General features: G+C 65.1%; 23 protein-coding genes and 1 pseudogene. 9 read left to right on the top strand and 15 right to left on the bottom strand.

The annotated features are described in order from the left end of the window. Position 1: 1 nt before the first annotated feature. Complete coding sequence (locus tag ACFXN1_RS10565) at positions 2 to 850, bottom strand: SDR family NAD(P)-dependent oxidoreductase (RefSeq protein WP_379436986.1); 849 nt, start codon at positions 848 to 850, stop codon at positions 2 to 4. 105 nt (positions 851 to 955) lie between these two features. Between ACFXN1_RS10565 and ACFXN1_RS10570 the strand changes: the two genes are divergently transcribed. Continuing rightward, the gene (locus tag ACFXN1_RS10570) at positions 956 to 1,564 is read left to right on the top strand and encodes a TetR family transcriptional regulator (RefSeq protein WP_379436985.1); all 609 of its coding nucleotides are present in this window, start codon (positions 956 to 958) and stop codon (positions 1,562 to 1,564) included. Between the two features lie 309 nt (positions 1,565 to 1,873). Here ACFXN1_RS10570 and ACFXN1_RS10575 read toward each other — a convergent pair whose 3' ends face one another. Further along, on the bottom strand, positions 1,874 to 2,041 hold the full coding sequence (locus ACFXN1_RS10575) for a hypothetical protein (RefSeq protein ID WP_379436983.1): 168 nt from the start codon (positions 2,039 to 2,041) through the stop codon (positions 1,874 to 1,876). 75 nt (positions 2,042 to 2,116) lie between these two features. Then, a complete protein-coding gene (locus tag ACFXN1_RS10580; RefSeq protein ID WP_379436982.1) occupies positions 2,117 to 3,712 on the bottom strand; it encodes a DUF222 domain-containing protein in 1,596 nt (531 codons plus the stop codon). Positions 3,713 to 4,283: 571 nt separating this feature from the next. On the opposite strand from ACFXN1_RS10580, the pseudogene ACFXN1_RS10585 reads away from it, so the two are divergent. Then, positions 4,284 to 5,469 (top strand): annotated as a pseudogene (locus tag ACFXN1_RS10585) (IS110 family transposase). 21 nt (positions 5,470 to 5,490) lie between these two features. Here the strand turns inward: ACFXN1_RS10585 and ACFXN1_RS10590 are convergent. Then, complete coding sequence (locus tag ACFXN1_RS10590; RefSeq protein ID WP_379436980.1) at positions 5,491 to 5,814, bottom strand: hypothetical protein; 324 nt, start codon at positions 5,812 to 5,814, stop codon at positions 5,491 to 5,493. A 564-nt stretch (positions 5,815 to 6,378) separates the two neighbouring features. Here ACFXN1_RS10590 and ACFXN1_RS10595 point away from each other — a divergent pair. The 4 genes from ACFXN1_RS10595 to ACFXN1_RS10610 all read left to right on the top strand — a co-directional run bounded on the left by ACFXN1_RS10595 (position 6,379) and on the right by ACFXN1_RS10610 (position 10,293). Then, complete coding sequence (locus ACFXN1_RS10595) at positions 6,379 to 6,969, top strand: nucleotide pyrophosphohydrolase (protein ID WP_379436979.1); 591 nt, start codon at positions 6,379 to 6,381, stop codon at positions 6,967 to 6,969. Between the two features lie 417 nt (positions 6,970 to 7,386). Next, complete coding sequence (locus ACFXN1_RS10600; RefSeq protein WP_379436977.1) at positions 7,387 to 8,541, top strand: helix-turn-helix domain-containing protein; 1,155 nt, start codon at positions 7,387 to 7,389, stop codon at positions 8,539 to 8,541. A gap of 41 nt (positions 8,542 to 8,582) precedes the next feature. After that, complete coding sequence (locus tag ACFXN1_RS10605; RefSeq protein WP_379436975.1) at positions 8,583 to 9,533, top strand: diiron oxygenase; 951 nt, start codon at positions 8,583 to 8,585, stop codon at positions 9,531 to 9,533. A 43-nt stretch (positions 9,534 to 9,576) separates the two neighbouring features. Beyond that, positions 9,577 to 10,293 carry a class I SAM-dependent methyltransferase gene (locus ACFXN1_RS10610; RefSeq protein WP_379436974.1) on the top strand — a complete coding sequence of 239 codons (717 nt, stop codon included), beginning with the start codon at positions 9,577 to 9,579 and terminating at the stop codon, positions 10,291 to 10,293. A gap of 441 nt (positions 10,294 to 10,734) precedes the next feature. Here the strand turns inward: ACFXN1_RS10610 and ACFXN1_RS10615 are convergent, their stop codons facing one another. From ACFXN1_RS10615 to ACFXN1_RS10625, 3 genes are all read right to left on the bottom strand, one after another. Continuing rightward, positions 10,735 to 10,998, bottom strand: a complete 264-nt coding sequence (locus ACFXN1_RS10615; RefSeq protein ID WP_379436972.1) for a hypothetical protein — start codon at positions 10,996 to 10,998, stop codon at positions 10,735 to 10,737. After that, positions 10,995 to 11,219: a hypothetical protein gene (locus ACFXN1_RS10620; protein WP_379436971.1), complete on the bottom strand. Its 225-nt coding sequence runs from the start codon at positions 11,217 to 11,219 to the stop codon at positions 10,995 to 10,997. The genes ACFXN1_RS10615 and ACFXN1_RS10620 overlap by 4 nt, the downstream gene beginning before the upstream one ends. A 331-nt stretch (positions 11,220 to 11,550) precedes the next feature. Further along, complete coding sequence (locus tag ACFXN1_RS10625; RefSeq protein ID WP_379437078.1) at positions 11,551 to 12,063, bottom strand: DUF5753 domain-containing protein; 513 nt, start codon at positions 12,061 to 12,063, stop codon at positions 11,551 to 11,553. A 27-nt stretch (positions 12,064 to 12,090) separates the two neighbouring features. On the opposite strand from ACFXN1_RS10625, the gene ACFXN1_RS10630 reads away from it, so the two are divergent. After that, entirely contained in the window at positions 12,091 to 12,246 is a 156-nt protein-coding gene (locus ACFXN1_RS10630; protein WP_379437087.1) for a hypothetical protein, read from the top strand. Here ACFXN1_RS10630 and ACFXN1_RS10635 read toward each other — a convergent pair. Next, positions 12,217 to 12,405, bottom strand: a complete 189-nt coding sequence (locus tag ACFXN1_RS10635; RefSeq protein ID WP_379436970.1) for a helix-turn-helix domain-containing protein — start codon at positions 12,403 to 12,405, stop codon at positions 12,217 to 12,219. The two genes, ACFXN1_RS10630 and ACFXN1_RS10635, sit on opposite strands and share 30 nt — an antisense overlap. Beyond that, complete coding sequence (locus ACFXN1_RS10640) at positions 12,386 to 12,904, bottom strand: DUF6879 family protein (protein WP_379436969.1); 519 nt, start codon at positions 12,902 to 12,904, stop codon at positions 12,386 to 12,388. Before ACFXN1_RS10640 ends, ACFXN1_RS10635 begins: the two co-directional genes overlap by 20 nt. Positions 12,905 to 13,496: 592 nt before the next feature. Between ACFXN1_RS10640 and ACFXN1_RS10645 the strand changes: the two genes are divergently transcribed. Further along, positions 13,497 to 13,823 (top strand): hypothetical protein, encoded by a 327-nt coding sequence (locus ACFXN1_RS10645; RefSeq protein ID WP_379436967.1) that lies wholly within the window; start codon positions 13,497 to 13,499, stop codon positions 13,821 to 13,823. Positions 13,824 to 14,323: 500 nt separating this feature from the next. On the opposite strand, the gene ACFXN1_RS10650 is transcribed toward ACFXN1_RS10645, so the two are convergent. Genes ACFXN1_RS10650 through cysD form a run of 5 tightly spaced genes read right to left on the bottom strand, consistent with a single transcriptional unit; the run spans position 14,324 to position 20,233 of the window. Beyond that, complete coding sequence (locus ACFXN1_RS10650; RefSeq protein ID WP_379436966.1) at positions 14,324 to 15,457, bottom strand: sulfotransferase family protein; 1,134 nt, start codon at positions 15,455 to 15,457, stop codon at positions 14,324 to 14,326. An 18-nt stretch (positions 15,458 to 15,475) separates the two neighbouring features. After that, the gene (locus tag ACFXN1_RS10655) at positions 15,476 to 16,273 is read right to left on the bottom strand and encodes an SDR family oxidoreductase (RefSeq protein WP_379389674.1); all 798 of its coding nucleotides are present in this window, start codon (positions 16,271 to 16,273) and stop codon (positions 15,476 to 15,478) included. Continuing rightward, the gene (locus ACFXN1_RS10660; RefSeq protein WP_379436964.1) at positions 16,270 to 17,466 is read right to left on the bottom strand and encodes a hypothetical protein; all 1,197 of its coding nucleotides are present in this window, start codon (positions 17,464 to 17,466) and stop codon (positions 16,270 to 16,272) included. The genes ACFXN1_RS10655 and ACFXN1_RS10660 overlap by 4 nt, the downstream gene beginning before the upstream one ends. After that, positions 17,466 to 19,328, bottom strand: a complete 1,863-nt coding sequence (gene cysC, locus ACFXN1_RS10665; RefSeq protein WP_379436963.1) for an adenylyl-sulfate kinase — start codon at positions 19,326 to 19,328, stop codon at positions 17,466 to 17,468. The genes ACFXN1_RS10660 and cysC overlap by 1 nt, the downstream gene beginning before the upstream one ends. Then, positions 19,328 to 20,233 (bottom strand): sulfate adenylyltransferase subunit CysD, encoded by a 906-nt coding sequence (gene cysD / locus ACFXN1_RS10670; protein WP_354851579.1) that lies wholly within the window; start codon positions 20,231 to 20,233, stop codon positions 19,328 to 19,330. The genes cysC and cysD overlap by 1 nt, the downstream gene beginning before the upstream one ends. Before the next feature lie 312 nt (positions 20,234 to 20,545). On the opposite strand from cysD, the gene ACFXN1_RS10675 reads away from it, so the two are divergent. Continuing rightward, complete coding sequence (locus ACFXN1_RS10675; protein WP_379436961.1) at positions 20,546 to 21,433, top strand: helix-turn-helix domain-containing protein; 888 nt, start codon at positions 20,546 to 20,548, stop codon at positions 21,431 to 21,433. Positions 21,434 to 21,565: 132 nt separating this feature from the next. Here ACFXN1_RS10675 and ACFXN1_RS10680 read toward each other — a convergent pair whose 3' ends face one another. After that, complete coding sequence (locus tag ACFXN1_RS10680; protein WP_379446700.1) at positions 21,566 to 22,738, bottom strand: FAD-dependent monooxygenase; 1,173 nt, start codon at positions 22,736 to 22,738, stop codon at positions 21,566 to 21,568. Positions 22,739 to 22,764 lie beyond the last annotated feature (26 nt).

Consider the following 22,764-nt stretch of genomic DNA (forward strand, 5'->3'; position numbering starts at 1 on the left):
CTCATCGCACCACCCGTTCCGGCAGACCCATGAGCCGCCGCATGCCCTTGTCGGCGCGCAGCACGGCGGCCGCCCGATCCGGTTCATTGCGCTGGGCGGCTCCCGCCTCGTTGCCGGACATGATGTGCACCGGCCCGTGCCCGAGCCGCGAAAGTCCTTCGCGCGCCACGTCGTCGGGCTCGGACACCGTCATCCCCGGCACGGTGAAGTCGAGTCCGACGCGTTCCATGGCCGGTGTCCGGGTCACGCCGAGCACCAGTTCGAGCACATCCACCCCGTACTCCCCGAGCTCCAGCCACAAGCTCTCGGCGAAGATTCGCCCGAACGCCTTGACCCCGCCGTACACGGTGTGATGCTGCGAGCCCAGATACCCGGCCAGCGACCCGACCATCAGAATCCCGCCTCGTCCACGGGTTTTCATGGCACGCCCGAAGTGGTGGATCAGCCCGAGCGGCGCGGTGATGTTCAGATCTACGACCCGTTGGAAGGCGTCCAGATCCCCGTCCACGAACGGCGCGCTGTGCGTATTCGCGCCCGCATTGAGCACCAGCAGCCCGACCTCGACATCGTCCACCGCCGCCGCGATCTCCACCACCGCGCCGGGTGCGGTCAAATCCAGTGCCAGCGTGCGTACCTGGACGCCCAGCGCCCGGCACTCGGCGGCCGTCGCGGCGAGCGGTTCGGCCCGCCGCGCCACCAGCAGCAGCGCGATCCCCGCCCGCGCCAGCTCCAGCGCGAACGACCGCCCGACCCCCTCCGATCCCCCGGTGATGACCGCCCACGGCCCATACCGCGCGGGATCGACCGGGCGCTCCGGATCGACCGGATGCTGCGGATCTTCACCGTTCATCGCGACTTCCTCACCTGTGAGAATGAACTCGGCACCCTCCAGTTCTACAAACTTCCGGCCGAAAAAACTAGAGTGAATTCTAGTTTTCCGACAGAAGATGAGGCCATGCCGCGAATTCCGGAGTCCCGCACCCCCGGCCGGGTATCGACCGCCCGCCAGCTCGAGCGCCAGCGCGCGATCCTACGCGCCGCCGCCCGCCTGGGTGCCGAGCACGGCTTGGACGGCGTGCAGATGAGCGAGGTCGCCCAGACCGCCGGGGTGGCCCTGGGCACCCTGTACCGCTACTACCCGTCCAAGCACCACCTGTTCGCGGGCGTCCTGGATCGCGCCATCCGCGAAATGCCCAGTCCCGCCGACATTCCCGCCGACCCGGTCGCCGGCGCGACCGAATTCCTGGGTACCGCCATCGGCGAACTGCTCCGCCACCCCCGCCTGGCCCGCGCAATGCTGGTGTCCATGAACGCAGTCCGAGCCGAAGACCCCGCCCCGGCCAGCCCCCTCGCCCAGGACTACGCCATGCCCGACCGCATCCTGACCGCCGCCGCCATCCCCCACCCCACCCCCGAGGACCACCGCCTGGCCCGCCTCCTCGAACAATGCGTCTTCGGCATCCTCACCTGGACCACCGCCGGCCGCCTCACCACCGACCAAGCCCTCGCCGACATCCACCGAGCCTGCGAACTCCTCCTCGCCCCCTGGCGCCACCCCCGATGATTCATCAACCCACACCCGAGCATTGGCACGCCAGCGCAAACCGCAGAACCCTTGGAAGGCATTCCGATTCAACTTGCCCAGCAACCCAGTCCGAGGAAGCCGCGGCCACCGGCAGCCATCGCCCAGGCCACGCGAGGAGGCCAGGACCGTCTGATCGCGAGGCTGTGTTTCGCAAGGCGAGCCAACACTCCCGACGAGCCAGAACTGTCATGACAAGGAACTTCTCGCGCTGACCAACCGGTCGACGAACCGCTCCCTGAAGATCAACACGCCGAGATCATCTCGGGCTGTCTCCGAAGATCAAAAGGCTCAGGCCGTCCGGCCGCGGCAGTGCGCGCTCATGCCGGTTATAGAGTGATCGGTTACCCGACTCGGTAGCAACGCAGAATCGCTCGAGGTCCTGAGGATCTCGGCGTCGATCTGCGCGAGCGGGATGAATTCGAGGGCGATCGCGTCGGCCTCGGTGTTGATCGACACCACCGCCGCCCCGGCAGCGACCCGACAGCTCCCCCGAAGATCAATCGGCCGAGATCATCTCGGACGGTCATCTGGTCAGAAGGGCGGATCGTCATCGAGCGCGGTAGCCGAGAGGGTGAGCGAGGAGATGACGGCGGCTGTGCGGCGGGCGCGGATGCGAGTTCGCGCTTTCCGTCGCTGGGTAGGTGTGCAATAGACATGCACCAGTTCGGTCATCGCGTTGGCCACCGAGCCCGGATCGATCAACGGCTGTACGGGTTCGGCGTCGGGGACGCCGGTGGCGCTGAGCGGTGGCACCGGCAGGCGCGGGAAGAGGAACTTCGCACCCTCGGGCGTGGTGGTCACCGATCCGCCTGTGGGCGTGCGCCATTCGACAGTCCGGTCGGGGTGATGGACGACCTGCCAGCCATTGACCCCGTTGTCGGCCAGCGTCTTGAGCCGGTGATGTCGACGACACCGGCAACCCAGATTGGCTTCGACTGTGCGGCCGCCGTTTTCGGGGTTCGCGTGGTCGAATCGGTCTTGGTGGTCGAGATCGGCGGCGGCGGCGGGCACGGCACAACCGGGCGCGCGGCAGCCACCGTCCAGGGCCCGCACTCGGGCGGCGACACGCGCACCGGGGCGGTACCGCAGTTCGCTATCGGCGCTGGGGTTTTCGACGATTGTGGCCGGGCCGACGGGAGCGTCAGCACCTCTGACGGCGCTGGTGTCCGCACCGGAGCCTGTGCCGGTGGCGGTGCTTGCGCCGGCGGCGGCGTTATCCGTGTCGGTGATGATGGTGAAGCGGGCGTGGCGGGCGATCTGGCGTGCCAGGTCTGCGTCGATGGCCCCGAACCCGGCCAGCAGTGCCGGATTGTCGCGGAGCCCGGCCAGGGTTTCAGCCGAAACACCCACCTGCACCAACGCTTTACGCGCCAAACGCAGTGGGTCGGCGGTTGCGGCGCGGGGGCAGTCGGGGTGCCCGCAGCGGCAGGTGAGTTGGCTGCTGCCGTCGGCCAAGGCCACCAAGGCATCGGCTCGGCGCTGGCTGGTGGTGCGCGGATCACGGCCGCAGCACTGGGTGACCGCCATCTCCCGCAACCGCTCATAGAGGGCTTGTCCTCCGGCGGCGGGCAGCACCGCCTCCACCTGCGCGGTCCCGTCGTCGGCGGCGGTGACCTTCACGTATCGGTCGGCTTCTGCGGCCTTGCGGCGCGCGGCTTGCCCGGCCGGGTCGGCCTCGAGCAGCCAGCGACGCAGAGTGCGCCGCACCCGCTGCGGCTCAGCGGTTTCTGCGTACGCGGCGATGCGTGGCTCCAGCGCCGCGACCAAGTCGTCGGGGGCGTTGGTGAGAACGTCGCTGATCGCGCGCACCCGCGCCAGATCCAGGCGCCCCGCCGAAAAGTCGGCCCGGGTCACTGGATACCGGTGTGCCAACCCCAGCCCCACTCCGATCAACCCGTCGGCCGAGCGCTGTGACATCCGCAGGGCGATCCCGATCTCGGTGGCCGCATCTTCCCCCGCGTACCGGGCTCCAACCCCGAGCGCGAGCTGCTGCGCGCGGCGCAACTGATACAGCCGTGTCATCAGACCGATCTCCTCGGCTTGGGCTGTGGCAATCATCGAGTGCACGACCTGAAGCCGCTCCACCACCTCGGCGGCAGCAAGCATGTCATCAGCAGACTCGACCATGCATTCGATCATAGTTTCGAATCACCCGACACAACAGCAGGATCACCTCAACACGCATGGTAAATCATTGGCTAACAGCAGCTTTGGTCGCCAGTAGAGCATTCATCGAGTGCCTCGACATGCCGCGACCCCCCACGGTTGGAAACGGCCACAACCAGCCCAACGGTCCCCAGTCTCACGCCATCTCGAGACGCAGCCGGGGCGGGCGTTGGCAACGAACCATGATGCCGATTCCGGTACGTCTGTGGGGAAGGTAATCCCTCGCAGCCCCCAATCCGGCGTTCAGCGAGCATGCCTAACACCAGCGAGGAGGGCATCGCTACTTCGGGCTGCGGCAGACCCCGTTACCTTCTTCATGGCTCCTGAACGGGGCTACGGTCGCCAGGCCCGGTATGACTTCTTGCCCCTGTCTCACGCATGATCCGGGGGGGGCGTCGCCGCGGCCTGGTGGCGTCGACGGACCGCTGATGGGGACAGGGCCGCTGGTAGGTCTCTTCGTAACGTGGGTGCCGGGCGTTGACGCTGGATCGGCGGCCGTCCGGAGTGTGCCGACGCGACGAGGAAATGGCAAGTGACACAGGCGTACGCCGTGTTCTGCGGCATTGATGTGGGAAAAGGCGAGCACCACGTGGTCGGTCTCGACCCGAGCGGCAAACGGTTGTTCGACAAGGCGCTACCCAACGACGAGGCCCGGCTGCGGGCGGTGTCCGACCAACTCGCGGCCCGAGGGCCGTTGCTGATCGTGGTCGATCAACCCAACACCATCGGCGCGCTACCGGTCACCGTCGCTCGCGCCTACGGCCATGATGTGGCCTATCTGCCCGGCCTGTCGATGCGCCGCATCGCCGACCTCTATCCCGGCCAAGCCAAAACCGACGCTCGCGACACCCACATCATCACCGACGCGGCCCACACCATGCCGCACACACTGCGCCGGGTCGACGTCGGCGACGAAACCCTCACCGAGCTCGGCGTTCTCGTCGGATTCGATGACGACCTCGCCGGAGAAGCGACCCGCACCAGCAACCGCATCCACGGCCTGCTGACCAGCGTCCATCCCGCTCTCGAACGCGTTCTGGGGCCGCGCGCCGCGCACCCGGCGGTCCTGGAAATCCTTTCGCGTTGCGGCGGACCCGAGGGAATCCGCGCCGCGGGCAGGCGCAAACTCACCGCCATCGCGACCAAGCACGCGAACCGCATGGGCGCCCGCCTGGTCGAGGAGATCCTGGCCGCGTTGCCCGCGCAAACGGTCACCGTTCCCGGGACGAAAGCCGCCGAGACCGTGCTGCCGAAACTCGCCGACTCGCTGAAAGCAGTTCTGCTACAACGAAAACAGATCGCTGAGGATATCGAGAGGATGTTCGATGATCACCCTCTTGCCAAGGTCCTGACCTCGATGCCCGGCGTCGGCGTCAGGACCGGAGCCCGCATCCTGCTCGAAGTCGGCGAGGGCACCGCCTTCGCCACCGCCGGCCACCTCGCCTCCTACGGGCATCGCCCCGATCACCCACCGCTGCGGCAGCTCGATCCGTGGCGAACACCCGGCCCGATCAGGCAACCACAAACTCGAACGCGCCCTGTTCTTCTCGGCCTTCGCCGCGCTGCACGACCCGGCCAGTCGCCGCTACTACGACAGGAAGAGAGCCGAAGGCAAGAAACACAACGCCGCCCTCATCTGTCTGGCCAGACGCCGCTGCGACGTCCTCTGCGCCATGCTGAAAACCAAACAGCCCTACAACGGCCCTGCAGCCGCCTGAGCTACCACACCACCGTCCGGATCAGCCGTCCGAATCCTCAACCCTCGAGGCTCTGGCTGACGCGCCGCGCTGCCACCAGTCGATGGCATCGCCTTCAGCGGCCATGCGCTCAATCAAGTGCGCGGTGTATTCCACCTGCGCGCCGGACTGGGCGCAGAACGACCACAGCTGCCGGGCTGCCCGATGGAACTGGTGGATCACGGCGTCAACCTCGAATGCATCCCGTTCGCTTGCACGGAACCGGTCCACCGCCCGACCGACCTGCTCAATCAGCACACCGAGCTGCGCCTCGTGATACGCGGACACCACGCCACGGGCAGCCTGCCGTTCAGCCTTCGTCGCCACCCAAATCACGCTACCGACAACCGACTTCATCCAACACAGCCATCAACCACAACACCGAGCCCGCGACTTGACAATGAACATAGGGACACCCCCCTTTTCAGCCACTCCCCGCATGGCGCCTGGCGAGAGGCATGCCATGTGAGAGCCACGCCGATCACGATCAAACGGTTGATGTCGGTGCCCGCGTCGATGTTCGGCGCGGGAGGACAACATGAACATGACCGAGCTCGCGTACAAGACCGGAGACGCAACCTCACCCAGCACCAATGGGCCCCTTACGCCCGACCGTCATCCACCTGCGATGACTCCAGGCCGACCAGCCGATTTGGGAATAGGTATGAAATGGTCGGCCCGGCTGCCGATGGGGCGACGCCGCTGAAGCCGGGCCGTCTGTTCGGGACGACGATCACCTCGACGTTGGACCGGTAGTCGTGCGGGTCAGCGCCGCAACTACCTGCGAGTCGTCCAATGAGCCGAGATGCGTTCCGCTGCTACTGGTGAAGTCAGAAATCCAACACGCCTGACTCGCGTTCTCCGCGGAGTCACCTGGTACCGTCGTTCGGCATGAACGCCGTGGACACCGTGGTGGCCGCTCAGCGCGCATTCGTGCGTGACCGGGACTGGGAACAGTTTCACACGCCCAAGAACTTGGCGATGGCATTGGGTGGGGAGCTCGGTGAACTGGCCGAGGCCGTCGGATGCCTCCTGGACCCGCTCCAGCCCCGAGTTGGTGGCTCGACTTCGCATATCGCCGAGGAACTCGGCGACGTCACCCTCTACCTATTGCGCCTCCATGACGTTACGGGGATCGAGCCCACCTTGTCCTCGCCGACCCCAGCGCAGCCCGAACACCGTATCGACCTCACCGGCGTAATATGCGCGATCTGCAAACTCGCCGCGTCCGTGGGGCGGGTTCTTGAGCATTTTCAATGGGAGTCAGAGGATTCGAGCACACTCAAGGAACCGGGGCGCGCTGGTCTCAACCGGCGTCTCAATACGGTCACCGCCGACCTGTCACGGCTCAGCGATCTACTCGGCATCGACCCGATCGACGCAGCCGCCGCGAAGATCAGCCACAACGCTCAGAAGTACCCTGTGGCAACAAGTCTCGGCTCAGCGCGGAAGTACACCACGTTCGAGGGGGAACACTCATGACACCCGCCACCCTGATCCAACCGTCCATCGGCAAGAAACCAGCACGCGACGCCTTCGTCAAATCCCTTAAATGACAGCGTATTTCACCACTGGACCGCTGCGCAACGCGCTCGTTGCGGCTAGCCAGGCGCTCACTTCCGGGCAACAACCAGACGAGTACTCACAGGCCAGGGCTGGCCGCGGTAGTTGACGGGCAGCGATATTGCTGCCGTGCGCGTGTCGGCACGGTATGTCGTACGGGTGCGTGCGCGATTGGCGCATGCTTATCGGTTCCCAGCTTGCGTGAAGGTATCAATCCAGTGAGGGAGAAGATTCTCCCGGTGTCTGAGTTCTCCGGACGTCCGTACTCTCGAAATCGACCATCCGTCAAGCGTCGGTACTTTTCGGGCGCCAGTGCGAACGAGGCGGCACAATACAATGGCCGGATCAATCCTGAAGGTTCCTACACCTAACGAATGGCTTGCTGAGCTTCTGGCGCAATTGGAGATCTCCAATACGCAGTTGGCTCGGATGATTGGTCGTGATCGGACACAGGTCAAGCGTTGGGTGAACGGTCGGGAGCAGATTCCTCGTCATCATCTGGCAGAGATCGCCGCGCATCTGGGGACACCCAGTGATCTGGATTTCGCGGTGAAATTGAAAGATTGCGAGGACTTCTCGGATTCGTTGCGACGTCGACTTGAGGGATTGGCTCGGGTGGCACGGTGTGAGGCTGACCCATTGATCGAATCGATCCAGGCCCGACTAATCCAGCAAACAATGGACGCCGAGGACACTGATCCGAGAGACTACCTTTCGCGGCTTCTCTACAACATCACCCACGTGTCGTTCGTTCTACGGTTGTGGTTGGAGTCGGCGGAGAATCGAAGCTTCGGTGCGATCTTGTCGCCGCACAACATCAATGTTCATCTACGCTATCCTGCGAATCATTTCGTGGGTCTGCTGCTAAACCCTAAGCATATCGAGGGGCGACTGCTGGATTTTCGCGACGATGCGCTGCGAAGCATGCGGTCACTGGCCTTGAGCAGGGACATCACCTCGCCACTGGAGTTGCCGGCGCAGCATGCTATTCACATGTTGGCGCGTTTCGGCGACCGCGATCATCACGATACAGTGCTGGATCTGATCTCCGATTCGGCATCGTCGTCAGATCCGCTACGTTTACGGTTGGCTTTTACGGGCCTTATGCAAGTTCCCGGAAATCAACATTTGGTCGACCATTACATGGCGTTGTTGCACCACAACACCGATGTCGCCAAGGTTGACACCCTGTTCGACGCTCTGCATTACGGTGATCTCAAACTCGGTCGCGATCTGCAGTTGCCCGATCGATCGTCGTCCTACACGTATCTTACGGGGAATATTTTGCGCCGATTGCGGGATCCTGACACCTACGGCGTATTGCAGCGATTGGATCTGTATCGACTGTCGGTATTGGTTAATGATTTTCCCGAAATTGTGCTACCCCGTATGAGGACGACGATTTCGGAAACATTGGACACACTTGATCCGGATCGACAATCCGATCGCTCCGCATCGGAGCGGATCCGAGTTATTTCCTCACGTCTCTAACGTTATTCCTACTCATCGCCTTACCAGGAAGGAATTCTGTCATGGATATCTCTGTCTCTGCCACCCGAGACTATCGGTCGGCCCTTCGGGAATGGGACCACAAGAGTTCAGTACGATCCAAGTCGCGTCGGCTCATCACCGATCTCGATGGTGGGCAGCATTACTTTTCGCTTCTGTTGGCGCCGTGTGCGTCACACGATCTGGTAAGGAGACGGGGAGGTGATGACGTCGAGCATTTCTTGATCGATAGCCTGTATTCGTACCTGGATTTTACGGCAACCCTTGAGCAAGACATCGTCAATCCGGTGGTGTTGGAATTGGCCCGCGACTCCTACGGGTTCGGCCTGGGCGCGGAGATGCGGTTCGATGCGTACCGTATCTATTGCGACGAGGCCTACCATGCGCTGACGTCGGTGGATGTCAAACATCAGGTACAGGCACGTACCCAACTGTTCGCGGTGCCAACGCCCGAGCCGGGGTTTCATTGGACTTTGAAAACCTTGAAGGCATCGTTGCCCGAAGAGTTGCACAGGATGGTCGAGTTGTGTGCCGCGATGGTGTCGGAAACGCTGATTTCGGGCACTTTGACCACGTTGCCGAAGGATCCGACTGTCGATGATGCGATTCGCGCGTCGATTGCCGATCATGCTGCCGATGAGCGAACGCATCACGCATTCTTCGCAAAGGTCATCGAAACGGTGTGGCCGCAGTGGGATTCGGCAACGCAGCGGGTACTGGGTCCGTGTTTCGCTGACCTGATAGTGGCGTTTCTGGCGCCTGATGCGGGTACTGTCGCCCAGCATCTACAGCGCCTAGGATTCAGCTGTGATTCGAGGGAGCAGATCATCTACGAGTCCTACACCAGCGACGAAGTATTCGACACGGTGCGCCATGGTGCGGGAGCAACGATCCGTTTGATGCAGCGTTTCGGTGTGCTCGACGAGCCGCGAACCCATGAGCGGTTCGTCGAGCTCGGGTTGGTGCAGGACTAGCTCGACTCCAATTGGTAGCTATGGCACCGCGAAAGGGATGAGTGTGACAACAGAGTATCGACTCAACAACGTGGAGGACCGTGCGGCATGGAACGCCGAGTACCAACAGCAGGGGATTCCCTCAAGTCATCGTGACGATCCGTCCGGCGTGCTGGTGTGGGCGCTTGCCAATCTGGGGTTCGTGACGTCGTTGCCGATCAGCGCGGCGGTCGATCTGGGCTGCGGGACGGGACGCAATTCTCGTGCGCTGGCCGCTCACGGTGTGGATCTTGTTCGCGGGATCGACTTCTCGGCGGAGGCCTTGACGATCGCTCGCGCCCGCAATACCAGTGCAGGGGTGGAGTTCTACGAAGGGGACTTGTCCAACCCCCTCCCATTTGAGACTGACCAGTTCGATTTAGCGACGGATATCTTCGTCTACTTCCATCAGTTGTCCGACAGCACTCGCGCGGTCTACCGACGTGAGATCCATCGGGTGCTGAAGCCGGGGGGAGTCTTGTTGGTCTCGATGGCCACCAACGGTGACGGCTACTATGCGGCGTGTCCGGTCGAGCAGGTGGCCAACATCGAGTCTTCGCTGCCGTTGAGGTGGGATCCGATCGCGGGGGTAGGCAACATACTGCCGACCTATGAGCAGTTGCTGAGCGAGTTCGCCGACTTGTTCGATCATCAGATGTCGTGGGTCAAGAGCAAGCCCGGCGATATGCACGGATCAGTATACACGCGTGAGACGGTCGCCACGCTGTGGTTGGCGAAATGATGCGGTAACCAAGAGCATTCGGGCCTCGAATTGACGGATGGTCCTCCGGGAGAAGGGCATCCCGGAGGATCATCTTCCCGATTTTCGAGGTCCGGTTGTGTTTCTAAGCTTTCCCTATCGCATCGGCCAAAAGATATGGGAGAGACGATGATGCACCTGGAATCGATCGGGTTTGTGGCAGTGGCGATGGCAAGTGTGCGGGTAACCGCACCTGCGCTTGCCTACAGTCTCGTGTTCTTGCGGGCCGGGATGCTTTCGATGGCTTCGAAGGCAGACCGACGTGAGGTCGGCCAGGCGGTGTTGCATCAGTTGGTACGGATTCCGACGCGGAGTTCGTTTCTTACTGCACGGCCGCTGGGACGACGGAAGACCAAGAGTCAACCGGCCGCCGCGAACACCTAGACGGGATCTAGCAACGATCTACCGAGTGGTGCGCCTCGGTCACGGCCCGGCGGAATTGGGTCGGCTGCGGCGTACCACTCGCAGGACGAGTTCGTCTGGTTCGAAGGCTAATTCGTCCACGGTGCCATTGGTTCGGTGTGATCGAAGAATCCACAAGGCGCCCTTGCAGGTATCGAAAACCTCGATCTCGGTAACGTCAAACAGATCTCTAGTATCGCTGGCGTATCCGTCGATCATGCAGTCGCCGACCATGACTTGTTGCACGGGAACCGCTTCGAGCGGAAGTCCCTCGCGGGCGGTCATGCGGCAATTATAGTGGGATCGAACAATATTCGATATGCCCTGGCGTCCAGGTGGGTGGATCGGGATCGGCTGGCCCGGTTGCGGCGCGCCCCGTCGCGTAGGTCGCGCAGCTGCTGGACACGGCGGGTGGTCATGCCCAGCGGCTCGGCCTGGCAGACGTATTCAGCGAGCGCGCCAGCGGCATAGACAGACAGATTGGCGTGGCGTGTGGACTCCGACATCGCAGTCTCCTCGAACGGTTAGCTGATCGACCTGGCGGTGAGGACCGGGTCAGCGATTCCAGACGCTCCGCCCGTTTCCGGCGCAACGGAGATCGTTGCGCCGGAGCCGATCTCATAGCAAACAGTGGAACTGCATCGGTTCAGCAAACAGATTGGAGTCAGAGAGTTGCTCGACGTCGACGACGAGCGCCGAGTCGTCTTGTACATGGCCGGTCAAATCGCCGAGCGTGGAACCGAGCGCCCGTGCCAGATCGGGCAAGCCTGAGGCACGAATCGATTGGGCCCTCGTCGTTCTCGTTAGGTTCAGAACCACTCCGGAACGGGCGACCAACTACTGATCGAGCTCAGTCAATGCATTCCGGACCAGCCGGCAGGCATCGCGACCGTAATCTGCCGAGCGCTTCAGTTCCTCGAACATCCGCGCATACAGTCGGCACTCCGCGGGCTGGGTTATCTGGATGCTCGCCGTGGGTGTCTCTAGGGCCACCAGGTCATCGTCTAATATCCAAAACCCTGTCGAGGCAGCACAACTGCGCTCGATCATCAGCGGGATGATGCCGAGCGAGATGTTCGGCAGTGCCATCAGCTCGAGCAACCGGCCAAGTTGACCGGCCTGCACCTCGGCGTCTCCGAACCAGGTTCGCAACGCCTGCTCCTCGAGCAGGGCCACGAATGTCATTCCGCCGCGTTGAAGAACCCGTTGCCGCCGCATCCGCACCGCGACAGCCTCGTCGAGGTCGTTCGGCGCACCAAGAAAACGAATCCAGAACGACAACATCGCCGCGGAATACTCGGCCGTCTGGAACAGGCCCGGGATCACGTTGTGCTCGTAGATCCGGAACACGCTCGTCTGCTCGTATCGCTGCTGAGTATGCGCGCCAAGAAGACGCCTCAATCCCGCACGGCTCTGCCGCCGGAACTCCAGATTGGCCGAATCTACCACGCGCAGAGTGGCAACGAGGTCGATGACGTGTTCGTCGGCACGACAAACGCGACATCAGCCTCGGACGCCCTGATCAGTGAGTGACCGGACGCCGTTCTCGATCTTCGACACACGTGTGTAGTGCTGCCCGGTTTCCTGCGCCAGTTCACGCACGCTGAGGCCCGCGACTTTGCGAAGATCGCGTAACCGGGCCCCGAGCGCTCGCCGAGCCTCCTGCGCTGTACTAGAGGGGCTGGTAGTCACGGTGGGGTATCGCCAGCGTCCACACTGCCTCGAAGGCTGTGCCGCACAACCGGATATCGTCCGGATCCGTCGAGGTGGTCTTGCCGGTCGACAGACCGTTCCCCGCGTAGTGAAGGAATACGACCAACCGATCATCGAACAGATAGAAGTCGTTGCCGGGCATGGCGATTGATGAGACGAGGCGTCGCGGGATCCATCGGATGTCCTCACCGGCATTGATCATGGGCAAAGCGATGCTGTACGACCAGCGTTGGTAGTCGCTGAGGGGTTCGGACACGATGCGAGCGCGCCGAATGGACCGCCGGGCCTCGGCCCGGTCGCGCAGGGTCGCGCACCAGTCTTGCAGCCATTCCGCGTCATCGGGTTCGCCGGCAGCCCACTTCGCCATGTGCGGCAACTCGACAACGGTGCCGTAGGCGTCGCGGGTCTCCAGATGGATCGACTCCTGCTCGAAATCAGTCAGAAGTCGATCGAACTCGTCATCGCTTATCGAGGTCACCAGCTCCCTGCCCAAAGAACGGAACCAACCGGTCCGGGATCTCGACGCACGTCTCGCCTGCTGGAATATCCATCTGGGCAAGGGCTTCCGGATCTGTGATCACCCAGCCTTGCACCATTCATGAACCCCTGTCGGTGCGATACAGCGTCGGCGAACCGGTCGGATTCGAGCCTGGATCCTTAGCAATGAACGTCAGATGCATGGCGACCCACCTGCCTGTGAGGTTGCGATTAGTTGCGCCAACGCCCCTCATGGTCGTGCCCTGCACACGTCCAGTCAAAAGGCTCCTTCAGCGGAGCCTGACGCCGTAGGCGATGAATTCATGTCCGCCGAGTGTGAAGAGGTGGCCCTGACTGCCCCAGAGGCGAAAGTGATGGGTGCTCTGCCGATTTCGAGTACGACGGCTGGGCTGACCGTTGGTCAGCTCAGCCGCGCTACGAGGCTCCCTCAATCGTCGATTCGGCGGGCACTGATGCGGCTGGTGCGAACCGGACTCGCGGTGGCCACGCTCCAGAGTCCTGCGCGGTGGCGTTCGACCGGCCGAGTTGTTATTCGCCGACGGCGAGTATCGCGAGTACGCGGGAGTTTCACAATGAGGCGTGCGATCGGGTTCGTCCTGCGTGCAGCATCCGGCGACGATGTGGGGAGGCACGAAGACGAGATGATGCGCGAGGCGGCACGTCTCGGATTCACATGGACGGCTAGCTTTTTCGAGGATGCCCACTGCGAAAGCAATTACGTTCGGATGGTCAACCGGATCATTCGCGAAGACGCCGATGCGGTGCTCCTGCCAGGTGCTGGTCATTTGAGTAGCCAGGATATCGAGGTGCTGGCCACTCACTGCGACGTCTTTCGCCTCGAGGAGGGGACGCGCCACACGATGACGCACGGGATACCGATGATTGTGGACTACCGCTAGGCGGCAGCCCCCTGGCGGTCGCCCTGATCAGCCAACTGAAGGCCAAAGCCGGATCCAAGCGCAGGTATTCACTCTGACGCGTTCATGGCAAGCCCACCCCGGCTTCGCAGCCGGAGCCTCGGCAGGAGCGGACTCAGCGGGAGCCGCAGCGGCGGAGGCGGATTCGGCGGTCGGACCCTTCACACCCGGTACCTTCAGGCCACCCTTCATCTGCAGACCGTTGCCACCGGGCGCCTCGAGGCCGCCCTTCATGGCGAGCCCACCCGGCCTGGGGGCCGGAGCCGCCACAGCCTCGACGGCAGCCGCAGACCCGGCGGCGGTCGCGAACTCGGCCGCTGATTCGGCGGGAGCATCAGCAACCGAGGCGGAAGTCTGGCTACGGTGTGCCCACCGCAGCGCGCCACGCTCAGTTCTGTTGCGGCGGTGGATGCTTGAACGCCACCGAAAACCGCCGACGGCCGGGCGCGCGGGTGCGCGTCCGGCTGTCGGATATCGGTTGGTCAGAGCTCGAATTCGGCTCGGACCTGGTCTTCGGTGAGGCCGTAGTCGGCCAGGGAGTACTTGTGGACCGGTTTGCGGTCGCCGGACTTGCTCTCCTCGTCGAGGGTGGTCATGGCGGTGCGGGCCGAATCCGTGTAGTCCAGGCCGAACTTCGAGTAGATCTTCTCGACCGTGGCGAAGGGGTCGGCGCGGAGTTCGTCGAATTCGATGTCCATGAACTGGTCCGGGTTGTACCGGGCTCGCGCGGTATTGAATTCGCGCAGGCCGCGGGACCACAGTTCGAGCTGTGATTCACCGATCTTCTCGCCGACGAAGGTGGTGGACCAGCCCGCGGTGGCCTGCTCGGACAGGCTGCACGAGGAGCCGACGATGGTGACCGGGTCGCGGTGGGTCTGGATGATCAGCGCGTCGGGATACACCTTCATCAGGGCGTCGAGGGCGAACAGGTGGCTGGGGTTCTTCAGCACCCAGCGCCGGTTGTCACCCAGGCCGATGAGCTGCAGGTTCGCCTTGTGCCGCGCATAGGCATCCGTCCAGTCCTGCTTGCGCAGCCACTGCGAGTAGCTCGGCAGGTAGGCCAGCGACTCGTAGGAGATGGATTTCACCGTCTGGCGCAGCAGCTGCCAGCACTCCTCGACCTCGGCGGCGGTCATGTAGTGCACGCCCATGAATTCCGGGTTCTCGATCCGGTGCTGGGCGAACCCCTTGTCGACCGCCTGGTAGACCGGATTGTCGGCCCAGGTCTCGCGCGGCGGCCGCGGCTGCGGGAAGTCGGCGAGCCACATCTCCAGGGCCTGGTGCTGCGGGTCGGCGGCGAGCAGCCGGTGCAGGGCAGTGGTGCCGGTGCGGGGCAGCCCGGTCACGAAAATCGGCCTGGTGACCTGGGTTTCGGTGTAGGCCGGGTTGGCCTGCCAGGAGGCTTCGCTCAGGGCACGCGCGACGAGCGCCCCGCGCAGGAAGTACCGGCTCATCTTGGAGCCGAGCTCGGTGAGCCCGGCGTCACGCTGGTAGGACTCCAGCAGGACGCCGAGCGCCTCCAGGTAGTCGTCGGACCCGAAGTCGGTGAGGCCGCTGACTTTCGACGCCGAGTGGTGCAGATCCTCGACGGTGCCGACGTTGGTACGTCCGCTCATAGTGGTGAAACTCCTTGCTCAGACGTGGTATTCGCCGCAGTTGACGTCGATGGTCTGCCCGGTGATGGCATTGGCCCACGGCGACATGAGGAAGACGATGGTCTGGGCGATCTCGTCGGGCAGCGGCAGCCGCTTCAGGTCGGACTTGGACGCGGTCTGCTGGTAGACCTGCTCCTCGGTGATGCCGTACTTCTTGGCGATCTCGCTGAAGTACCACTTCAGCTGGTCGGTCCAGATGTAGCCGGGCAGCACGCTGTTGACGCGAATCCCCTTCTCGCCCAGCTCGGTCGCCAGAGTCTGCGACATGGCCAGCAGTGCCGCCTTGGCGACCTTGTAGCTGCCGTAGCGGGGTTCGGAATGCCGCAGCACCATGGAGTTGACCATGACGACCGAGCCCTTGGTCTCGGCCAGCCCGTCGGTGAACGCCTGCGTCATGCGGAGATTGCCGAGCACGGTCAGGTCCACGCTCTCGCGGATCTGCTCGAAGTCGGTGCGCGCCAGCGGCTTCATGGACGGCACCTTGAACGCGTTGTTCACCAGCGCGTCGACCCGGCCGAAGGTCTCGAGGGTCTGCTTCGCCAGGTTCTGGACCGTGGCCTCATCGGTGATATCGGTGGGCACGCAGAGCGTTTCCGCGCCACCCTCGGCCGCGATCTCGTCGGCGACCTCCTTCAGCCGCGACTCGGTGCGCGCCGCCAGCACGACCTTGGCCCCGGCCGCCGCGGCCTCCAGCGCGATGGAGCGACCGAGACCGGGCCCGATGCCGCTGACGACCACGACCTTGTCGGCCAGCAGTCCCGTCTTCAGGCGGGTCATCCCAGCATCCTTTCCGCGAAGGCGCGCTGGCGAGCGGCGATCCGCTCGCGCCATCCGGCCTCGTCGATTCGATTGTGTTCGTAGTGCGGCAGCCGTTCGGCCACCTTGTCCAACGGAACGAGCTCGATGGTCGGCCCGTCCTCCGGCGTGATCGCGCGATCCACGCGCTGCCAGCGGAACTGGAGAATGCCGAGCTTGCGGCCGGTGGTCTCGATCCAGTTGGCGATCCCCGGGTTCCGGGCGGAGACCACCATGCGGATCATCCCGTCCGGATCCACCTGCGCCTGCTGATGATTCAGCGAGGTCTGGTGGTTGGCGTAGTCGAGCGAGACGTACCATCGGCTGCCCAGCTGGAAACCCTGATACGGCGCATCGGATTTCGGCACGGTGATGATCAGCGCCTGATCGTCCTCCAGCTCGAAATGCCCGACGGAGGAGTACTGCGTGCTCAAGCCGCCCGGCGTGAGCCGAGGTTCGGTCAGTGTATTGACCGGCAGGTTCAGGTAGAACCATTTCGGGAAGTTGAACCAGGTGTGCACCCGGGTCAGCAGCATGCGCCCGGCCGCTCGGTACCGCTTGCGCAGCTGTTTCACGCCGGCCTCGACCGGCGCGGTCCCGATGGTGTCCACCCGCTCGATGCGAATGCTGCCCTTGCGCTCGGCATTCCAGTCGCCGTAGACCTCGCGCACGGCCAGCATGGACGCGCCCTCGCCGAGCACGAAGTAGTTCGGCTCCGGATTCTCCTTGGGCGGGCCGAAGCGCAGCTGATAGCTGCCGTCCTCGTTGATCTGCAGCCGCCGGTCGTCGAACGCGTCGTCACCGTTCGGGACGTCGGTGGCGGTGTAATCGCCCTTGAGCACCTGGAAACTCAGGTCGACGGTGCTGCCGCGCACGCCGGTGAGCAGGTATTCCGCATTCGGCTCGATATTGGCGCTGTAGTACAGCGTGTCCGGGTTGTCCAGGCCCATCTTGGTGTAGGGCCCGGTGGCGGTCACGAGGTACGGGTGCGAGGTGCCGTGCGCCCGCGACAGCTGCAGGACGGCGGCAATGCTGCCCTGCAGGTAGTCGTAGCCCTCCGCGAGATCGTGCGGGTCACGGATGAAATCGGCGGCGGCGATGAGCTTTTCGGCCTCGGCGACGGCCGCGAGGAACGGCTCGGTCAGGGGCAGCTCGGCCTTTTCTATATCTGTCATCAGCTATCAGCGATTCCTAGGATCTCTCGAATTCGATGGGCGATCTCGGCCGGCGTCCCGGCCGAGGGGGTGATGGTCAGATCGGCGAATTCCGGCCGCTCGTACGGCGAACTGATGCCGGTGAATTCGCGCAGCTCCCCGGCGCGGGCCCGCTTGTACAGGCCCTTCGAGTCGCGCAGCTCGCACTCCGCGAGCGGGGTGTCCACGAAGATCTCCCGGAACGGGAGATTCCTGGAGTCGTGCAGCTTGCGCGCCTCGCGCCGTTCGGCACGGAACGGGCTGATGAGCGACACGATGGCGACCACGCCGGCATCCGCGAACAGCGCCGCCACCTCGGCGACGCGGCGAATGTTCTCCCGCCGGTCCTCGTCGGTGAAGCCCAGGTTCTTGTTCAGCCCGTGCCGCAGGTTGTCCCCGTCGAGCAGGTAGGCGGGCTGCCCGGACTCGATGAGCTGCCGCTCCAATTCGACTGCGATGGTGGACTTCCCGGAGCCCGACAGTCCGGTCAGCCACACGGTCGCGCCGGTGCTGAGCCGCTGCCCGCGCTCCACGGCGGAGCTGTGCCACACCACATTCGAGGCCTTCTGCCCGACCCGCGGTGCGCCCGTGGAGCGTCCGGTGATCATGCCCGCGGCCACCGTCTGATCGGTGGCCTCGTCGATGAGGATGAAGCTGCCGGTGGCGCGGTTCTCCCGGTACGGGTCGAACAGCAGCGACTGCCGGCTCTTGATCGTCACGCGCCCGATGTCGTTGAGCCCCAGCCGATCCGCGTCCGTCTGCCGGTGCAGGGTGTTCACGTCCAGCCGGTAGTCCAGCTCGCTCACCTCCACCTTGGAGGTCTGGGTGGCGGTGCGGATGGCGTAGGAGTTGCCGGCCCGCAGTTCGGTGTCGTCGGAGAACCAGCACACCATGGCGTCGAGCTCACGATCGGTGTGCGGCTGGTTGCCGGGCCGGGCGAGCATATCGCCACGGCCGATATCGATTTCGTCGTCCAGGGTCAGCGACACCGCCATACCGGTGAAGGCCTCGTCGACCTTCCCGCCGCCCGGCCCCCAGATCTGGTTGACTCGGCTGGTGCGCCCCGACGGCAGCACCACGACCTCGTCGCCCGGCTTGAAGATGCCGCCCGCGACGGTGCCCGCGTAGCTGCGCTGGTTCTCCCCGTGCGGCCGGATGACGTACTGCACCGGCAGCCGGTTGTCGATGAGGTTGCGGTCGGAGGCCACGTGCACCTCTTCCAGGTGCCGCAGCAGCGGCGGGCCCGGGTACCAGTCGGCGGTGCGCGCGGACGAATCCACCACATTGTCGCCGTGCAGCGCCGACACCGGGATGAAGCTCAGATCGCCGACATCCAGCTTGGTGGCGAAATCCGCGAATTCCGACCGGATTTCCTCGAACCGCTGCTCGGACCAGTCGACCAGGTCCATCTTGTTCACGCACAGCACCAGGTGCCCGACCCCCAGCAGCGAGGACAGGAAGGCGTGGCGGCGGGTCTGCTCGGAGACGCCCTTGCGCGCGTCGACCAGGATGAGCGCCAGGTCGGCGGTGGACGCGCCGGTCACCATGTTCCGGGTGTACTGCACGTGCCCCGGGGTGTCGGCGATGATGAATTTCCTTCGTGGCGTGGCGAAGTAGCGGTACGCGACATCGATGGTGATGCCCTGCTCGCGTTCGGCGCGCAGGCCGTCGGTCACCAGCGACAGGTCCGGTCCGTCGCCGCCGCGCGACAGGCTCGCGCGCTCGATGGCATCCAGCTGATCGCTGAACAGGCTCTTGGAGTCGAACAGCAACCGCCCGATGAGGGTCGATTTACCGTCGTCCACGCTGCCCGCGGTGGCCAGTCGTAACAGGTTGCGACGCATCAGAAATAGCCCTCTCGCTTGCGATCTTCCATGCCGGACTCCGAGATGCGGTCGTCGGCGCGGGTGGCGCCGCGCTCGGTCAGCCGGGTGGCGGCGGTTTCGGCGATCACCTCGGCGGGGTCGGCCGCGGTGGATTCCACGCAACCGGTGCAGTCGGCATCGCCGAGGGTCCGGAAGCGCACGGTGGCCTCGAAGCGCTTCTCCTCCGGGCCGAACTCCAGGAATCGGTTGTCCGCCAGCAGCATTCCGTCGCGCGCCACCACGGTGCGCCGGTGCGCGTAGTACAGCGACGGCAGCTCCACCTCGGCCTGGTCGATGTACTCCCAGATGTCGAGCTCGGTCCAGTTCGACAGCGGGAACACCCGGATGTGCTCGCCCTTGCGGTGCCGGCCGTTGTAGAGGTTCCACACCTCGGGGCGCTGGGCCCGCGGTTCCCACGCGCCGTACTCGTCGCGGAAGCTGAACACCCGCTCCTTGGCGCGCGCCTTCTCCTCGTCGCGGCGCGCCCCGCCGAATACCGCGTCGAAGCGGTGCTCGCGAATGGTGCGCAGCAGGGTGGTGGTCTGCAGCCGGTTTCGGGTCTCACCGGGCCGTTCGGTGACCCGGCCCGCGTCGATATCGTCCTGCACGCTGCCGACCAGCAGCTGGGCGCCCAGCCGCGCCACGGTGCGATCCCGGAAGTCGATGACCTCGTCGAAATTGCGCCCGGTATCGATGTGCAGCAAGGGGAACGGCAGCGGCGCGGGCCAGAACGCCCGCCGCGCCAGCTCCAGCATGACCGCCGAGTCCTTACCACCGGAGAACAGCAGCACCGGCCGCTCGAAGGTGGCCGCCACCTCCCGGATGATGTGCACCGATTCCGCCTCCAAGGCGTTCAGGTGCGACAGCTCATATCCCGTGCGCATCTCTCGTCCCATTCGCCGCGTCATCCGATCCGTCCGGTCATTCGACCTTGCGGTGTCGAATATTCGACGCTATTGTTCGATAATGTGACACCGACGATAGGTCGGTACCCGGGCGACGGTCAATACCCGCGCCCGAATTGCCGCGTATCGGAGTCGTTGCCGCCGCGCATCGGAGTAGCTCGGGCACACCGGATCCGGGCCACTCCGGTGCGGATGACCGATACCCCGGCCGATACGATCGGGCGCGAACCTCCCGCAGCGCCGGGACCGACACCAGCAGGGATCGAGTTGCCTGAATCCACCACCGCCCCTGTGGCTTCCGAACCCGGAACGGCGGCCGGAGCAGGTTCCGCGCCCGCCTCACCGCCGACCCACCGGGTCGTGCAGGCGATCGAGCTGCTGTCGCGGCATTCCGGCGAGCGCCTCTCACTGGCCCGCATCGTGCGCGCCACCGGCATGTCCCGGGCCACCGCGCACGCCGTGCTCACCCAGCTCACCGCCGACGGCTGGACCGTGCGCGACAGCGAGGGGAACTACAGCCTCGGCCTCGGACTACTGGCCGTGGCGCGGCGGGCCGACACCGCTTTTCCGCTTCGCCGCCTGGCCGTGGAGCCCATGCACGCGCTGGCCGCCGCGCACGGCGTCCCGATCTTCCTGGCCGAGCGGGAACAGGAGGCCATCGTCATCACCGAGGTGCTCGGCACCCCGTCGGTCCCGTGGATCCGCCCCGCCCGCCGCATGCCGTTCGCGCCGCCGGTCTGCCGCGAATTCATCGCCTGGGCACCGGAATCCGAGCGGGAGACCTGGCTGCAGGCCGCCGACCCACGCCACCGCCCCCGCCTCACCGCAGTCCTCGACGTCATCGCCGCCCGCGGCTACTCCGTCGAACGACTCGCCGATGAGTCCGCCCCCATGCTGGAAGCCCTGGGGGCACTTCGCCATTCCCCTGTCACCGATCCGCTGCGGCACCGTCTCAGCGCCATGATCGCCGACCTCATCACCATCGACTATCTCCCCGACGAACTCGGCGACCACAATGCGGTCGTCTCGGTCGCCGCCCCGATCTTCGCCTCCGACGGCTCGGTCATCGCGTCGATCGTCTCCTGCCCCGACACCAATCTCCCCGCCGCCCGCCTGCACGAGCTGGCCACCGCCACCATTGCCGCGGCCGATACCGTCACCACGTCCCTGCGCGGCTGAGGCGTTACCCGCGTCCTGGGACGGCCACTGATCACCGCGACGGCCACTGATCGAACGCGGCGTCATCGTCGAATCCCACCCGGCAGGCGGCCCGCACCCGAGGGTGCGGGCCGCCGAATCATGCTGCGGCAGTCAGCGATTGGCCAGTTCCGAGAGCTGGTAGGCCATATTGCGACGAAACGCCGGGATGCGGGCGGCAGTGCTGATGACGAGGTTGCGGACCAGCCGGGCGGGCACCGGACGCAAGGTGGCCATGCGGGTCATACGATCGGTGAAGCTGACCACGCCCAGCGCCACCGGGCGACGGGTCAGCTCGTACTCGTCGAGGGTGGCCTCGGGGGCGCCCGCGACCACCGCGGCGAGCAGGCGGCCGAGCATGGCGGCGTCCTGGATGCCGGTGTTCATGCCCTGGCCGCCCGCCGGGCTGTGCACGTGCGCGGCGTCCCCGGCGAGCAGGATGCGGCCGGCGCGGTAGTGGTCGGCGACCCGGTGGTGCACGCGGAAGCGCGAGCTCCAGACGATCTCCTCGATCTTCGCGTGCGCGCCGGGCCGGCGGGCGTCGACCAGCGCCTGTACATAGGCCAGATCCTGGTGTTCGGGGGCGTCGGCCACGGTGGCGACGATGCGGAAGCGGTCGGGCTGCGGGTCGGGCAGCGGCGCGACGACCGTGACCCCCTCGGGCGACAGGTGCAGGGAGACCTCGTCGCGCGGGTCCGGCCAGGTCATGCGGACATCGGCGAGGACGAAGGACTCGGGGTAGGTGGCGCCGGTGAAGCCGATCCCGGCGGCCTCGCGGACCGGGCTGTGCATGCCGTCCGCACCGATGACCCAGTCCGCGCGAACGGAATTCGCGGCGCCGTCGGCGTCGGTGAAGGAGACGGTGACACCGTCGGCGTCCTGGACGACGCCGGTGACCTCGGCGTGCCGGTACACCTGCCCGCCCGCCTTCTCGAGGCGCGCCAGCAGGATTGCCTCGGTCGATTCCTGACCGATCATCACGGTGTAGGGGTAGGCGGTGGGCAGTCCGTCGAACGAGATGCGGGCCAGCACGTGGTCGCCGTCGCGCATCACGAAGTGCGGCACCACGATTCCACGCTCGAGCAGGGTCTCGGTGACGCCGAACTGCTCGAGCACCTCCAGGGTGCGGGCGTGCACGACGACCGCGCGGGAGGTGTTGGCGCCCTCGGCCAGCTTGTCGAGCAGCACCACGTTCACACCCGCGTCGGCGAGCGCGATGCCCGCGGTCAGCCCGGCGGGACCGGCACCCACGATGACGACCGAGGCGGTGGCGGGGACGGTGTTCATGACGACTCCTGAGGCTCTGCCAACAT

Source organism: Nocardia sp. NPDC059154, assembly GCF_042755705.1.
Lineage (GTDB): Bacteria > Actinomycetota > Actinomycetes > Mycobacteriales > Mycobacteriaceae > Nocardia.